At 62.7% G+C, this 14,836-nt stretch carries 14 protein-coding genes; 4 read left to right on the forward strand and 10 right to left on the reverse strand.

What is annotated here, in order from left to right; genetic code table 11:
* Positions 1-185: 185 nt before the first annotated feature.
* The 4 genes from C2L66_RS02770 to kynB all read right to left on the reverse strand — a co-directional run bounded on the left by C2L66_RS02770 (position 186) and on the right by kynB (position 4,554).
* Complete coding sequence (locus C2L66_RS02770; protein ID WP_409372583.1) at positions 186-1,457, reverse strand: IS256 family transposase; 1,272 nt, start codon at positions 1,455-1,457, stop codon at positions 186-188.
* Between the two features lie 225 nt (positions 1,458-1,682).
* Entirely contained in the window at positions 1,683-2,618 is a 936-nt protein-coding gene (gene kynA, locus C2L66_RS02775) for a tryptophan 2,3-dioxygenase (RefSeq protein ID WP_060602193.1), read from the reverse strand.
* A gap of 10 nt (positions 2,619-2,628) precedes the next feature.
* Positions 2,629-3,879 (reverse strand): kynureninase, encoded by a 1,251-nt coding sequence (gene kynU / locus C2L66_RS02780; RefSeq protein WP_060602190.1) that lies wholly within the window; start codon positions 3,877-3,879, stop codon positions 2,629-2,631.
* Between the two features lie 27 nt (positions 3,880-3,906).
* Entirely contained in the window at positions 3,907-4,554 is a 648-nt protein-coding gene (kynB, locus tag C2L66_RS02785; RefSeq protein WP_060602187.1) for an arylformamidase, read from the reverse strand.
* 181 nt (positions 4,555-4,735) lie between these two features.
* Here kynB and C2L66_RS02790 point away from each other — a divergent pair, with 181 nt between their 5' ends.
* The gene (locus tag C2L66_RS02790) at positions 4,736-5,239 is read left to right on the forward strand and encodes an Lrp/AsnC family transcriptional regulator (RefSeq protein ID WP_035986330.1); all 504 of its coding nucleotides are present in this window, start codon (positions 4,736-4,738) and stop codon (positions 5,237-5,239) included.
* Between the two features lie 64 nt (positions 5,240-5,303).
* Here C2L66_RS02790 and C2L66_RS02795 read toward each other — a convergent pair whose 3' ends face one another.
* Positions 5,304-5,816: a flavin reductase family protein gene (locus tag C2L66_RS02795; RefSeq protein ID WP_054929835.1), complete on the reverse strand. Its 513-nt coding sequence runs from the start codon at positions 5,814-5,816 to the stop codon at positions 5,304-5,306.
* A gap of 327 nt (positions 5,817-6,143) precedes the next feature.
* Between C2L66_RS02795 and msrA the strand changes: the two genes are divergently transcribed.
* On the forward strand, positions 6,144-6,695 hold the full coding sequence (gene msrA, locus C2L66_RS02800) for a peptide-methionine (S)-S-oxide reductase MsrA (RefSeq protein ID WP_060602184.1): 552 nt from the start codon (positions 6,144-6,146) through the stop codon (positions 6,693-6,695).
* A 59-nt stretch (positions 6,696-6,754) separates the two neighbouring features.
* On the opposite strand, the gene C2L66_RS02805 is transcribed toward msrA, so the two are convergent.
* From C2L66_RS02805 to pdxH, 3 genes are all read right to left on the reverse strand, one after another.
* Complete coding sequence (locus C2L66_RS02805) at positions 6,755-7,909, reverse strand: DUF72 domain-containing protein (protein WP_060602180.1); 1,155 nt, start codon at positions 7,907-7,909, stop codon at positions 6,755-6,757.
* 100 nt (positions 7,910-8,009) lie between these two features.
* Entirely contained in the window at positions 8,010-9,224 is a 1,215-nt protein-coding gene (locus C2L66_RS02810; protein WP_054929837.1) for an SAM-dependent methyltransferase, read from the reverse strand.
* A 173-nt stretch (positions 9,225-9,397) separates the two neighbouring features.
* Positions 9,398-10,036, reverse strand: coding sequence for a pyridoxamine 5'-phosphate oxidase (pdxH, locus tag C2L66_RS02815; RefSeq protein WP_054929838.1), 639 nt, complete (start codon positions 10,034-10,036; stop codon positions 9,398-9,400).
* Positions 10,037-10,247: 211 nt separating this feature from the next.
* Between pdxH and tcdA the strand changes: the two genes are divergently transcribed.
* Entirely contained in the window at positions 10,248-11,108 is an 861-nt protein-coding gene (gene tcdA / locus C2L66_RS02820; protein ID WP_060602177.1) for a tRNA cyclic N6-threonylcarbamoyladenosine(37) synthase TcdA, read from the forward strand.
* Between the two features lie 81 nt (positions 11,109-11,189).
* On the opposite strand, the gene trxA is transcribed toward tcdA, so the two are convergent.
* The gene (gene trxA / locus C2L66_RS02825) at positions 11,190-12,038 is read right to left on the reverse strand and encodes a thioredoxin (protein WP_054929840.1); all 849 of its coding nucleotides are present in this window, start codon (positions 12,036-12,038) and stop codon (positions 11,190-11,192) included.
* A gap of 118 nt (positions 12,039-12,156) precedes the next feature.
* On the reverse strand, positions 12,157-13,038 hold the full coding sequence (locus C2L66_RS02830; RefSeq protein WP_054929841.1) for a pirin family protein: 882 nt from the start codon (positions 13,036-13,038) through the stop codon (positions 12,157-12,159).
* Between the two features lie 169 nt (positions 13,039-13,207).
* Here C2L66_RS02830 and C2L66_RS02835 point away from each other — a divergent pair, with 169 nt between their 5' ends.
* Positions 13,208-14,089, forward strand: coding sequence for an EamA family transporter (locus tag C2L66_RS02835; protein WP_060602799.1), 882 nt, complete (start codon positions 13,208-13,210; stop codon positions 14,087-14,089).
* The last annotated feature ends 747 nt before the right edge of the window (positions 14,090-14,836 follow it).

Genomic DNA, 14,836 nt, shown 5'->3' on the forward strand with positions numbered 1-14,836 from the left:
GCTGACACGCAGGTGCGTGAAGTGGGTGAGGCGCTCATTCAGAGCGTTAGCAACGGACGTGGATCATGTGGTTGCCGTGTGAAGCGTAAGAACCTTTGGGGGCCCTCAGGCAAGTATTAGTGCTGGCGGTGTGAGCCGCTTTGAGCCTGTCCGCATTTTTGTGGGCGAGGCGGTTAAAGGAATCGTTAGCCGCGCGCCTGCGTAAATCGATCGCCAAACAGAATAGCAAACTGGTTCATGGCTGACTTCCAGTCGAAGGCTGAGCGCACGTTTTTGGCCAGGACGTTGCGCAATGCCAGCCAGAGTAGCTTGATTGCAGCCTCGTCATTGGGGAAGTGACCGCGGGTCTTGATGATCTTGCGCAACTGCATGTTCAGACTCTCAATGGCGTTCGTGGTGTACACGACCCGCCGGATCTCGGGTGGAAACACGAAGAACGGCGTGACGTGCTCCCAGGCGCGCTGCCAGGACTGCACGATAGTCGGGTATTTCGCGCCCCATGGCCCATCAGCAAAGGCCTGCAGAGCCTGCTTCGCTGCCTCTTCGCTGGCAGCTGCGTAGATCGGACGCAGCGCCTGGGCGACAGCCTTGCGGTCCTTCCAGCCAGCGTATTCCAGGCTGTTGCGGATCAGATGCACGATGCAGGTCTGCACCGCCGTCTTCGGGTAAGCTGCGCCGATCGCGTCGGTCAGCCCCTTCAGGCCGTCAACGACCGCAATCAGGATGTCCTGGCAGCCGCGGGTCTTGAGTTCGTTGAACACCTTGAGCCAGAACTTCGCGCCCTCGGTCTGCTCAATCCACAGGCCCAGCACATCGCGCTGGCCGTCCGCCTGAATGCCCAGAGCCAGATACACCGCCTTGTTGCTGACCACACCGTCATCGCGGATCTTGACCCGCAACGCGTCGAAGAAGACCACCGGATACATCGTCTCGAGCGGACGGTTCTGCCAGGCCAGCGTTTCGGCCATCACCTCGTCGGTGACCGAGCTGATGAAATCGGGCGACACCTCGGTGCCGTAGCTCTCGGCCAGAAAGGCCTGGATCTCGCGCACGCTCATGCCACGCGCGTACATCGCGATGATGCGCTCGTCAAAGCCGGTGAAGCGGCGTTCGTGTTTGGGGATCAGGATCGGCTCGAAGCTGCCGTCGCGGTCGCGCGGCAACTCGACCCGGACGACGCCACGATCGGTGATGACCGTCTTGCGGCTGGCGCCGTTGCGCTCGTTGGCCTGGCCAGCGGGTTTGGATTCGCCCGGTGGATACCCCAGATGCAGATTCATCTCCGCACCCATCGCGCGTTCGATAATCGCCTTGTTAAACGCCAGCATCAGATCCTGCACCTCGGTCGGCGTCATCGGCCCCTTGACCAGCTCGTCCAGCAGTGCTTTGGGCAGTTCAGGCAGCGGCCCTCGGGCCGCTGCCTGAGACGCCACCGTGCGTTTCTTCTTCATTGGCATATCCATGACTTTTACCTCTCATGATATGCCTCGCCCACAAAATGACGGATAGGCCCGCCGCTTTCTTTTGCCTACTTTTCTTTGCGGCGGCAAAGAAAAGTAGGTGCCGCCCCGCACAGGGGCGACGCGTGAATCACGCTAACAAATCGCGGATGCCAGCGCAAAACTAAACCCGGCGTCGCAAGACAAAGACAAAAACAAAGACAAAAACAAAAACAAAAAAACCTACAGCAAAGTCCTCACATGCCAAAGCTCAGGAAACAACACAATATCAAGCATCTTCCGCAGATACGGAGCCCCAGCGGTCCCACCAGTGCCTTGCTTAAACCCAATAATCCGCTCAACAGTAGTCACATGCCGAAACCGCCACTGCCGAAAGGCATCTTCGAGATCGACGAGTTCCTCAGCCATCTCATACAGTTCCCAATGCTGCGAAGGATTCCGATAAACCTCAAGCCAGGCGGCTTCAACCGAAGCATCGTGTTGAGTAGGCAGCGTCCAGTCACGCTCCAGCCGTGAGGCATCAATGGCAAACCCCCGCCGCGCCAGCAAACGAACCACTTCGTCATAGAACGAAGGCGCCTCGAGTGCCGCTTTCACTTCGGCAAACACATCGGCACGATGCGCATGAGGCTTGAGCATCTGCTCATTCTTATTCCCGAGCATGAACTCCAGCTGACGATACTGATAAGACTGAAACCCCGATGAACTGCCAAGAAACGGCCGCATCGACGTATATTCCGAAGGCGTCATCGTCGACAACACATTCCACGCCTGCACAAGCTGCTCAAGAATCCGCGACACACGCGCCAGCATCTTGAACGCCGGCGGCAACTCGTCTCGATGCACTGAAGCAAGCGCCGCACGCAACTCATACAGCGCAAGCTTCATCCACAACTCGCTCGTCTGATGCTGAATGATGAACAGCATCTCGTTGTGATCCGGCGACAACGGATGCTGCGCATGCAGAATCGAACCGAGCGACAAATAATCGCCATAGCTCATCGACTTCGAGAAATCGAGCTGCGCGTCGTGCCAGCCTTCGCCCTCGTCGACGGCCATGTGCGAACCGTGCGTCTCGCGCGGCGTCGGCGTGCCACCATGCCCGAACGGGCAGCCTTGCACGGGCTTGTCTTCCGTCATCTTCATGTGGTCGGTCATCGCGCGCTCCTCAGGTCACGGCGCCGCGTGCGGCAAATTCAGGTGCACGCCAGATCTCGTGTTCCAGCACGTGCCGCAGATGCTCGACGGCATCCCATACATCGACAAAGCGCGTGTACAGCGGCGTAAAGCCGAAACGCAACACATGCGGCTCGCGATAATCGCCGATCACGCCGCGCGCAATCAGCGCCTGCATCACTTCATAACCATGCGGATGCTCGAAGCTCGCATGCGAGCCGCGTTGCGCATGCGCGCGCGGCGTCACGAGCGTGAGAGGAAATTCCTTGCAACGCGTTTCGACCAGTTCAATGAAAAGGTCCGTCAGTGCAAGCGACTTCTTGCGGATCGCCTGCATGTCGGTTTGCAGAAAAATGTCGAGCCCGCATTCGACGAGCGCCATCGACACCATCGGCTGCGTGCCGCACAAAAAGCGGCCGATGCCGTCGTCGGCGGCGTAGGTCGGGTCCATCGCAAACGGCGCGCGATGCCCCCACCAGCCCGACAACGGCTGCTCGAAGTCGCTCTGATGACGATGCGGCACCCACGCGAACGCCGGAGAACCCGGACCGCCGTTCAGATACTTGTAGGTGCAGCCGACGGCGCAATCCGCGCCAACGCCATTCAGATCGACAGGCACGGCGCCCGCCGAGTGCGCGAGATCCCACAGCGCGAGCGCGCCCTTGTCGTGGATCAGCTTCGTCAGCGCGGCCATGTCGTGCATATAGCCGGTGCGGTAGTTGACATGCGTGATCATCGCGACGGCGACGTCGTCGGTGATCGCGGCGGGCAATTCGGACGGATCGTCGACGAGCCGCAACTCGTAACCGCGATCCAGTTGTTTGATCAGCCCTTGCGCGATGTACAGATCGGTCGGAAAGTTGGAGCGCTCCGACACGATCACGCGGCGCTTCGGGTCGCGCTTGTCCTGCATGCGCAGCGCCGCCGACAGCACCTTGAACAGGTTGATCGAAATCGTGTCGGTGACCACGACCTCGTTGTGCGCCGCGCCGATCAGCGCCGCGAGCTTGCTGCCCAGACGCCGCGGCAGCGAGAACCAGCCGGCCGTGTTCCAGCTGCGGATCAGTCCTTCGCCCCATTCGGCGCCGATCACCGTCTGTGCGCGCTGCGCGGCCGCGGCTGGCGGCACGCCGAGCGAATTGCCGTCCAGATAGATGACGTTCGGCGCCAGCGCGAACTGGTCGCGCAACGGCGCGAGCGGGTCGGCTGCATCGAGCGCGAGTGCTTCTTCACGTTGATTCATGATGTTCGTTCAGTCGAAAGAGTGTGTTCAAGCGGAATGTCGTGGTTCAGGCAGCGCGCGCAGCACGGCGCGCACCGGGCTGGCGTCGAGCGTCGTCAGCTTGAGCGGCAGCGCGATCAGCTCGTAGTCGCCAGGCGCGACGGCATCGAGCACAATGCCTTCGAGAATCGCCATGCGATGCGCGCGGATGCGTTGATGGGCGTCCATCGTCTTCGATTCCTGCGGATCGAGCGAAGGCGTATCGATGCCGATCAGCTTCACGCCGTGCGCGGCGAGCAGATCGATCGTGTCGGGTGCGACTGCGCAGAAAGCGCTGTCCCATCTGTCGACGGGCGCTGCGCGGTAGGTGCGCAACAGCACGCGCGGCGGCACGCCGTCGAGCGACGCGGCAACATGCTCCGGACTCACCAGCGGCGCCGCGCCGATACAGTGGATCACGCGGCAGCGGCCGAGATACGCATCGAGCGGCACCGCGCCGATCGCAGCGCCATCGGCGTCGTAGTGCAGCGGCGCGTCAGTGTGCGCGCCCGTGTGCGGCGAGATCGTCAGCCGCGCGACGTTGACGGGCGAGCCCGCCTCCATCCGCCACACGCGCTCGATGCCCACGGGCGTGTCGCCCGGCCAGACGGGCGTCGCCGTATCGACGGCGGGCGTGATGTCCCAAAGCGTGTCCATGCGTCTCCTATTGACCACAGTGCATGCCTGAGCGTCCTACTCTCGTCTCATGCTAGCGCCGTTGTTCTGCAACCTTCTTTGGATGATAGGCGGCATCAGACGAAATGTGCTTGCTAAAAAAACTGTTTATTTCGCCCCCTTTGGAACATAATTTGAGGCAAACGGGAAAGGGAGACCGAAAATGAACGCGATCTCACTGGACGCCACCGATTGCCGTATCTTGACGGTGCTGCAGCACGAAGGACGAATCAGCAATCTGGATCTGGCGGAGCGCATCTCGCTTTCGCCGTCCGCGTGTCTGCGGCGCTTGCGCCTGCTGGAAGAGCAGGGGGTGATCGAGCGTTATCGCGCGTGCCTGAACCGCGAAGTGCTGGGGTTTGAACTGGAAGCGTTCGTGCAGGTATCGATGCGCAACGACCAGGAAAACTGGCACGAGCGCTTCGCCGACGCGCTGCGTGACTGGCCGGAAGTGGTCGGCGCGTTCGTCGTGACGGGCGAGACGCATTATCTGCTGCGGGTGCTCGCCCACAATCTCAAGCACTATTCGGATTTCGTGCTCAGCCGTCTGTACAAGGCGCCGGGCGTTTTGGACATCCGCTCGAACATCGTGCTGCAGACGCTGAAGGAAGACTCGGGCGTGCCCGTCGCGCTGGTAACGAGCTCGAAGGCGCAACAGCCTGGCTAGCCAGCGCCGCCCGGGCGGGCGAGGAAAACCCGCCTTTCTCGCCACATGCAACGGCGCCGGCGTGTCAGCCGAGCCGTTTCAGGCCGTGAAAATCGCCGTTGTGGAAGACGAGTGGCTCGATTTCCCCCGCCCGATCGTGGACGCCGCAGCGCTCCACCTCGCCGACAAAAATCACGTGGTCGCCTTCGTCATAGCGGCTGCGGTTGTGGCATTCGAACCATGCGAGCGCACCGTCGAGCACGGGCATGCCCGTGTCGCCCGCCGCATGCGATACCCCTTCGAAGCGGTCGCCCTTGACGGTGGCGAAGCGCTTGCACAGATCGAGCTGCGTCGCGGCCAGCACATTGACGACATAATGACTGTTCGAGCGGAACACGGGCATGGAGGCCGAGCGTGTCGCGAGACTCCACAGCACGAGCGGCGGCGCGAGCGAGACGGAATTGAACGAACTGGCCGTGATCCCGATCAACGCGCCCGACGGCGCGCGTGTCGTAATGACGGTGACGCCCGTCGCAAACTGGCTGAGCGCGCGGCGAAAAGCGTCGTTGTCGAAATTGGGCGGGTTGGCGCGCTTCATCGGCGGGGGCATGCTGGCGAACGGACCGCTTCATGCAGCGACCAGAGGAAAAAAAACGGTTCGAAGGTCATGTAGAAATTTGGCGAATTGTCCCAATTTTAACTGCAATCGCAGAGGGCCAGGCGCGAGCGCGTGGCGGGACAAGGGCTGCTGCATGGTACGGATGGTGCGTGCGGGCAGCATGAATACCGAAAAGGGCGGAGTATTGGCCGGTCGGATGCGGTGAAGCATCGGGTGTCCACAGTGACTGCGGTGAGCCGACGCGGCTTTGTCCAGACGTTTTGTCCGGAACGCAAGCGTCGCGGTGAGCCAATTCAAGGAGCGAGCATGAGTCAGTCAGTCGAGACCGCCACGCTGGGCGGCGGGTGTTTCTGGTGTCTGGAGGCGGTGTATCTGGGCGTCGATGGGGTGACGTCGGTGGAATCGGGGTATGCGGGCGGGCAGGTCGACAATCCGTCGTACGAGCAGGTGTGCGACGGCGACACCGGGCACGCCGAAGTCGTCAACGTCGAGTTCGATCCGGCGCGCATTACGTACCGCGAGATCCTCGATATTTTCTTCGCGATCCATGATCCGACCCAGCTCAACCGTCAGGGAAACGATGTCGGCACGCAATACCGGTCGGTGATCTTCACCCACTCGGACGCGCAGCGCGAGACGGCACTGCAGGCGATCCGCGAGATCGGCGCCGAAGGCATCTACGACGGCCAGATCGTCACGCAGGTGCTGCCGCTCGACGGCAACTATTTTCCTGCCGAGGCGTATCACCAGAACTACTTCGCGCAGCATCCGGATCAGGGCTATTGCGCGTTCGTCGTGGCGCCGAAGGTGGCGAAGTTCCGGCAGAAGTTCGCGCATCGGATCAAGGCCGGAGCGTGAGCGCGGGCTGATTTCCGCGCGTGAGGTAACCTGAAGTAACCGTTTGCGCGGCGCAGGTCCTAAGCGGACTGCGCCGCGTTTTCTTGTTGCGCGGCGCGCAGCCGTTCGCACGCAGCCGCGATTTGCGCCGCGAGCTTCACGCAGGTCAGCGGCGCGGAACCTTCGGCCTTGTTGTTCGCGGCGATCAGCACCGGCTGGCCAGCAATCGCGTAACGTGCGGCCAGTTCGGCGAGCGCGGTGCGGGTGTCGGGGTCTTCGTCGACGAGTTTGTCGAACGGTTCGTACTTCGCTTTTGCCTGCTCGTACTTGAAGCCGCCGTGCAGGCTCCAGCGCACGATCAGCGGCCCCGACGGCGCGTCATCCAGCATCGCGAGCGCGGCGGCCTGCCGCGACGGATCGGGCATCCGCGCGTGAATGCCGACGCAATACCGCACGCCCGTCGCCTTCAGCGCGCGAATCAGGCGCGGCGTCAGCAACGACGCATCGCGGATTTCGACGGCGTAGCAGGTATCGCCTTCGAGCGGCGGCAGCGCCGCCAGGAAGGCCGTCAGCCGGTCGACGAAGAGAGCCGGCCGCGCGAGCATTTCATTGGGCAGCGGCGAGAACTGGAACACGAGCGCCCCCGCCTTCGCGCCCAGGCCGTCGATGCAAGGCCGCACGAATTCGTCGATGGCCAGTTGCGCGTTCAGAAAGCAGGGATTCTCCGATACCGGCTCGCCGCGCTCGGCGCGCACCGTGGCGTCGGTGACGAGCGCGGGCGCCTTCACGATGAAGCGAAAATGGTCCGGCACCTGCTGCGCGTAACGCAGATAGTCGGTGAGCGTGAGCGGCGCGTAAAACGAGCGGTCGATGCTCACCGTTCGCAGCAGCGGATGCGCGCCGTAAGCGGTGAGGCCGTCGCGCGACAGCTTGCTGTTGCTGTAGTCGTCGCCGTAGACGATGCCTTTCCAGCCCGGAAAGGACCATGTCGAGGTGCCGAGATGCACTTGCGGCGGCAACTGGCTGGCGAGCTGCGTGAGCTGTTCGGAAGGCGGCGCGGCGAGGACGCCGCGGGCGCGGCGTTTTTTCGGCGGCGCTTCGCCGGTCGCGGCCGCCGTTTCGGACGAAGCGTTGGGCGCAGAGGCAACGGCGACCGCCGCCTGCTCGACGGGATTGCCGAACATGTCGAGTTGCACGGTGCCGTCGGGCGCGTCGGGTGCCGCTTCTTCTTCCATCGATCCGTTACGAGAGACGTTGCGCTGACGCGGATGAACGACGTCCGCTCCGGGCCGATGCATGAGCGCAACGGACCCGAAGCGGGAACAGCCCGCGATTCTACAGCGCCTTCTCGTACATGAAGCGGCGCGACCAGGGCAGCGTCGTGGCGCTGCGGCCAGCCTTGCGGCATACCACCTGATAGATCGACACGTCGTCGTTCTCGAACGCATACGCGCAGCCCGCGAGGTACACGCGCCAGATGCGAAATTTCTCGTCCTCGACGAGTGTCTTCGCTTCGGCCGCTCTTGCCTCGAAGTTCTCGGCCCAGATGTCGAGCGTGCGCGCGTAATGACGGCGAAGGCTTTCAACGTCGAAAGCTTCGAGCCCGCCACGCTGCATCGATTCGAGCGCGAGGCTGATATGCGGCAGCTCGCCGTCGGGGAACACGTATTTGTCGATGAACTCGCCGCCGCCCAGCGCTGTTTCGCCGCTGTCGTAATCGGTCGACGTGATGCCGTGATTCATCGCGATGCCGTCGTCGGTGAGCAGGTCGTGGATCTTCTGAAAGTAGCCGGGCAGGTTCTTGCGGCCCACGTGCTCGAACATGCCGACGCTCGTGATGCGGTCGAACTGCCCTTGCACGTCGCGATAGTCCTGCAGGCGGATTTCGATCTGGCCTTCGAGTCCTGCGTCCTTCACGCGCTGCGTCGCGAGATTGAACTGGTTCTGCGACAGCGTCACGCCCACGCACTTCGCGCCGAACTTCTGCGCCGCGCGCAGCACGAGCGCGCCCCAGCCGCAGCCGATGTCGAGCAGACGCTGGCCCGGCTGCACCTGGATCTTCGTCAGGATGTGATCGATCTTCTTGATCTGCGCGGTGGCGAGGTCTTCGTCGCCGTTCTCGAAATACGCGCACGAGTACACCATGTTCTCGTCGAGCCACAGCTTGTAGAACTCGTTCGAGACGTCGTAGTGATACTGGATCGCCTTCTTGTCCGAGGTTTTCGTGTGATTGAAATAGCGCCGCACGCGCGCGAGCTTGCTCGCATTCGTGACCGTGCTGCGCGCAAGCGAATAGCTGATGTCGATGATGTCCGACAGCTTGCCTTCGATGTCGATCTTGCCCTTCACGTACGCCTCGCCCAGATTGTCCAGGCTCGGTTCGAGCAAAAGCGGCAGCGCGGACGCGCTATTCACTTTCAGCGTGACCTGCGGCGCGGCGAACGTGCCGAAGTCATGTTGCTGGCCATCCCATAGCACCAGGCGCGCCGGAAGATTGGCCTTCGTTTTTACTTCTTCTACCCACTGCGCCAGCTTCTTCTCCCAGAACATGTGATTTCTCCGTGTCCAATGAATCAAAGCAAAGCCTGTCGAACCACAGTGCGCAGCGCGCGAGCCGGCCTTGGCCGCGCTGTTTGATGTCGAGCCGCGCGCACGCGATTCTGCCGTCGGCGCGACGCGTCATGCGTGAAGCAGGACGGGCCGCGCGCCGGTGTATTGATGTGTCAGGGCGACAGACGGGCGATCGTCCAGTCGGCGCTGCCGCTACGCGTGTAGAGCAGCCGGTCGTGCAGACGTGAGGGCCGTCCTTGCCAGAATTCGATTGCGTCGGGAATCAGGCGGTAGCCGCCCCAGTGCGGGGGCCGGGGCGGATTGTCCCCGTATTGTGCAATGAATTCGCGTTCCCGCGCTTCCAAAGCGGCACGGCTTTCAATCACCTTGCTTTGCTCCGACGCCCATGCGCCGATGCGTGAGCCGACGGGACGCGATGCGAAGTACGTGTCGCTTTCGGCGTCGCTCGTCTTGACGACGGTGCCCTCGACGCGCACCTGGCGCTCGAGTTCGATCCAGTAGAAAAGCAGGCTTGCGTATGGGTTCTGCGCGAGTTCGAGGCCCTTGCGGCTCTCGTAGTTCGTGAAGAACACGAACCCGCGTTCGTCGACCCCCTTGATCAGCACGATGCGCGCCGAAGGCCGGCCGCGCGGGTCGACTGTCGCAAGCGTCATCGTGTTCGGTTCAGGGAGTTGCGCGTCGACAGCCTGTTTGAACCATACGTCGAACTGACGGAACGGGTTCGGGTCGGCGTCGGCAATGTCCAGCGAACCGAGCGAATAGTTTTTGCGGAGATCGGCAAGAGTGCTCATGTTTTTATGCAAGCGCTACAGTGTGGGGCCAGTATAGCGAAGGACAAAGTTTTCTGCGTTGAGGCGTGTCGTGCGGGCAGCGCGTTGAAGCGCCCGACGCCGCGATCCGCGGGCGTGTGCCGTCGCGATCAGGCAAAATAGCGGGTTGAACGCATGCAGATATCCGCAGGATATCGCAATGCCGTAGTCCGAATCCGCGAAGCTACCCATCATGTCCACGCCTCTCGTCACCGAGCATTCCGATATTACTACCGACTCCAGCGCGCATGAAACCGCCGACCGCGCCCGGCGTTTCGGCGGCGTCGCGCGCCTGTACGGCGCGCCGGCGCTGGCCGCGTTCGAGCGCGCGCACGTTGCCGTGATCGGCATTGGCGGCGTCGGTTCGTGGGCGGCGGAAGCGCTCGCGCGCACGGCGATCGGCCGGATCACACTGATCGATCTCGACAACGTCGCCGAGAGCAACACGAACCGGCAGATTCACGCGCTCGACGGCAACTACGGCAAGCCGAAAGTCGATGCGATGGCCGAGCGCATCCGGCTGATCGATCCGCAGTGCGAGGTGCGCGTGATCGAGGATTTCATCGAGCCGGACAACTTCGACAAGGTACTGGGCGGCGGCTTCGACTACGTGGTCGATGCAATCGACAGCGTGCGCACGAAGACGGCGCTGATCGCGTGGTGCGTCGAGCACAAGCAGCCGTTGATCACGGTCGGCGGCGCGGGCGGCCAGCTCGATCCGACGCGGATCCGTATCGACGATCTCGCGCAGACCATTCAGGACCCGCTGCTGTCGAAAGTGCGCGGCCAGTTGCGCAAGCAACATGGCTTTCCGCGCGGGCCGAAAGCGAAGTTCAAGGTGAGCGCGGTGTATTCCGACGAGCCGCTGATCTATCCCGAAGCGGCTGTGTGCGATATCGACGAAGAAGCCGAGCACGTCACGACGTCGCCCGGTCATCATGGCCCGGTGGGATTGAACTGCGCGGGCTTTGGGTCGAGCGTGTGCGTGACGGCGAGCTTCGGCTTCGCGGCTGTGGCGCACGTGCTGCGCGCGCTGGCGAAGAGCGCGGCCTGAAGCGCAACGGCTGAGGCGGCTTCGCCTGAAAGAAAAAAACGCGGCACATGGCCGCGTTTTTTCATGGTGGGGCGAAAACGATCAGTTCAACGACGCACTCAGCTTGCGGCGCCATTTCGCCACCAGTTCCGGCTGATGCGCAGCGAGATCGAACACGGACAGCATCGTCTTGCGGCCGATGTCTTCGCGGAACGTGCGGTCACGCGTGACGATGGCAAGCAGATGCTCGAGGGCCGGGTCGTACTTGCGCCGCGCAATCAACGCGCTGGCCAGATCGAAGCGCGCTTCGAGGTCGTCGGGATTGCTGGCGACGGCGGCTTCGAGGGCATCCGTGGGCGGCAGGTCGGCGGCGGCGTCGACGGCATCGAGCCGCGTCTTGATTGCGTTGTAGCGCGCGTCGATGCCCTGCGTCGTTTTAGGCGACAGCAGATCGTTTTCCTTCTGTGCTTCTTCGGTGCGGTTGTCTTCGAGCAGCAGTTCCATCAGATCGAGCCGTGCTTCGTCGAAACCCGGGTCATAGGCGAGTGCCGCCTTCAGCGCGTCGTACGCATCTTCGCGGCGGCCTTCGGCGATCGCAATCGCCGCTTGCGCGCGCGATGCTTCCGCGCCGTCCGGCACGAGACGGTCGAGGAACTGGCGCAACTGGCCTTCCGGCAGCACGCCGATGAATTGATCGACAGGCCGTCCGTCCGCGAAGGCGACGACGTGCGGAATGCTGCGCACCTGGAAATGCGCGGCCAGTTCCTGGTTTTCGTCGACGTTCACCTTCACGAGCCGCCATTTGCCCTCGTACTCGGCTTCGAGCTTTTCGAGCATCGGGCCGAGCGTCTTGCACGGTCCGCACCACGGCGCCCAGAAGTCGACGAGTACGGGCGCGAGCATCGATGCGCTGATGACGTCCTTTTCGAAAGTGGCGAGGGTGGTGTCCATTGCTATCTCTTCCTTGGATCGGTACGCGGGATATATGGGGGCGGCCTGAGTCGTTTCAATGCAAGGCCTGATCGGGCCTATGGTGCTGCTGCGCCGCTCCCCGCGGATGTCTCCCAGTCTAGCGCGGCTTGCGCTCGGGCAGCGGGATCCATTCGGTCTCGCCGGGCACCTTGCCCATTTCCTGGTTCGTCCACGCGAGCTTCGCGCGCTCGATCTTCTCGCGCGAACTCGCGACGAAATTCCATTCGATGAAGCGCTCGCCGTCCAGCTTCTCGCCGCCGAGCAGCATCACCGTCGCGCCTTGCGCGCTGGCGAGCGTCACGGTTTCGCCGGGCGTGAGCACGGCCATCGACGCGGCTTCGAGCGGCTCGCCGTCGAGCGACAGGTCGCCGTCGACGAGATACACGCCGCGTTCGTCGTGCTCCGGTTCGAGCGCGAGCACGCTGCCCGGCGAGAAATGCGCGGCGGCATACAGCGTGCCGGAGAAGGTGCGCGCCGGCGACGTCTTGCCGAACGACGTGCCCGCGATGATGCGCAGCGTGACGCCGTTGCGCTCGATTTCCGGCAGCGTGGCACCCGCATGATGTTCGAACGACGGCTCGACGTCTTCGTCGGCGAGCGGCAGCGCGACCCAGGTCTGGATGCCGTGTACCGTCGAGCCATTCGTGCGGTCGGGTTCGGGCGTACGCTCGGAATGAACGATGCCGCGTCCTGCCGTCATCCAGTTGACGTCGCCGGGAACGATCTTCTGTTCGGAGCCGAGGCTGTCGCGATGCATGATCGCGCCTTCGAACAGATAGGTGACGGTCGCGAGTCCGATATGCGGATGCGGGCGCACGTCGAGCCCGGTGCCGGCGGGCAGCGTGGCGGGGCCCATGTGGTCGAAGAAGATGAACGGGCCGACGAGACGCGCGGCCATGGCGGGCAGCACGCGCCGCACGGCCAGATTGCCGATGTCGCGGACGTGGGGCTTGAGAACCGCTTTGATCGATGAGGGCATGACGGGCTCGGCTGGTGGGGACAGGACGGATCATTTTACTGCCCGTGCCGGTTGCATGTGTCGGAGGGCTTGGGTCGCAGAACGATTCGTCCCGGTCGAAGCGGGCAGTGCATCCGCCGCCGCTCGGCTACACTCTCATGCTCTGATACAGGCAAAAACAGGAATGCAGATGTCACCAAAAGACCTGCTGCTGGCGCTGGTCGTCGTCGTGGCGTGGGGTGTGAACTTTGTCGTGATCAAGGTTGGGCTGCATGGCGTGCCGCCGATGCTGCTCGGCGCACTGCGCTTCACGCTCGCCGCTTTTCCCGCTGTGTTCTTTATCAAACGGCCGCGGATGCCGTGGCGCTGGCTGATTGCCTATGGCGCGACGATCTCGCTCGGGCAATTCGCGTTTCTGTTTTCGGCGATGTATGTCGGCATGCCTGCCGGGCTGGCGTCTTTGGTACTGCAGGCGCAGGCGTTCTTTACGCTCCTGTTTGCGGCTTTGTTTTTGCATGAGCGCTTTCGTTTGCAGAACGTGCTCGGGCTCGTTGTCGCGGCGATCGGGCTTGCTGTGATCGGTATGCAGGGCGGGGCCGCGATGACGCTTGCCGGGTTCGTTCTCACGCTGTGCGCGGCCGTGATGTGGGCGCTCGGTAATATCGTCACCAAGAAAGTCGGTAAGGTCGATCTGGTGGGTCTGGTCGTGTGGGGCAGTTTGATTCCGCCTGTGCCGTTCTTCGTGCTGTCGTATGTGCTCGAAGGGCCGCAGCGGATCGAGGCAGCATTGACAGGCATCGGCGCTTCGTCGGTGTTCGCGATCGTTTATCTCGCGTTTGTGGCTACGCTGGTTGGGTATGGGCTTTGGAGCCGGCTGCTGTCGAGATATCCGGCTGGGCAGGTCGCGCCGTTTTCGTTGCTCGTGCCGATTGTTGGGCTGACGTCGGCTTCGGTGTTGCTCGGTGAGTCGTTGTCGGGTGCGCAGATTGCGGGCGCGGTTTTGGTGATGGTCGGGCTTGGGGTTAATGTGTTTGGTGGGTGGGTGGTGGAGAGGTTTTCTCTCGCGCGGTGAGTTGCTGTTTTTTTGTCTGCGACGCTGGGTGGCTTGCTAGTGTTTGCGCTGGCATCCGCGAATTGTTAGCGTGCTTCAGGCGTCGCCCCTGTGCGGGGCGGCACCTACTTTTCTTTGCCGCCGCAAAGAAAAGTAGGCAAAAGAAAGCGGCTCACACCGCCAATTCTTGACGTTTGCCCACGGGCCCCCAACGTCCCCACACTTCGCACGGTAACGCCCTTGTTCGTGTGCGTTGCCAACGCATCGAACTGGCGCCTCACCCGCTTCAGACTCCCGTACAAAGGGCAGCGGCAGCGAATGGTATGGGCCGCCTAGGTGGCAAACTGTGTGTAGGTTGTCGCGTCGTATAGGGTGGCGTTCCTACCGGGTGGGATGCGTGCGCTATCGGTCCGGAGTGGTGCGCGTATGGCGCGAAAGCCGACACACAGTTTGCCACCTGGGCGGCCGTGGACTGTCCGGCGCGGCATGCTGAAAAGTGGGGGCGTGAAGCGGGTGAGGCGCGCATTCAGAGCGTTGGCAACGAACGTGGGTCACGTGATTGCCGTGTGAAGCGTAAGACCCTTTGGGGGCCCTCAGGCAGGAACATGGGCTGGCGGTGTGAGCCGCTTTCTTTTGCCTACTTTTCTTTGCGGCGGCAAAGAAAAGTAGGTGCCGCCCCGCACAGGGGCGACGTGTGAAGCGCGATAACGAACCGCGGATGCCAGCGCAAACACTAGCAAGCCACCCAGCGTCGCAGACAAAAGAAAC

Source organism: Paraburkholderia caribensis (genome assembly GCF_002902945.1).
Lineage (GTDB): Bacteria > Pseudomonadota > Gammaproteobacteria > Burkholderiales > Burkholderiaceae > Paraburkholderia > Paraburkholderia caribensis.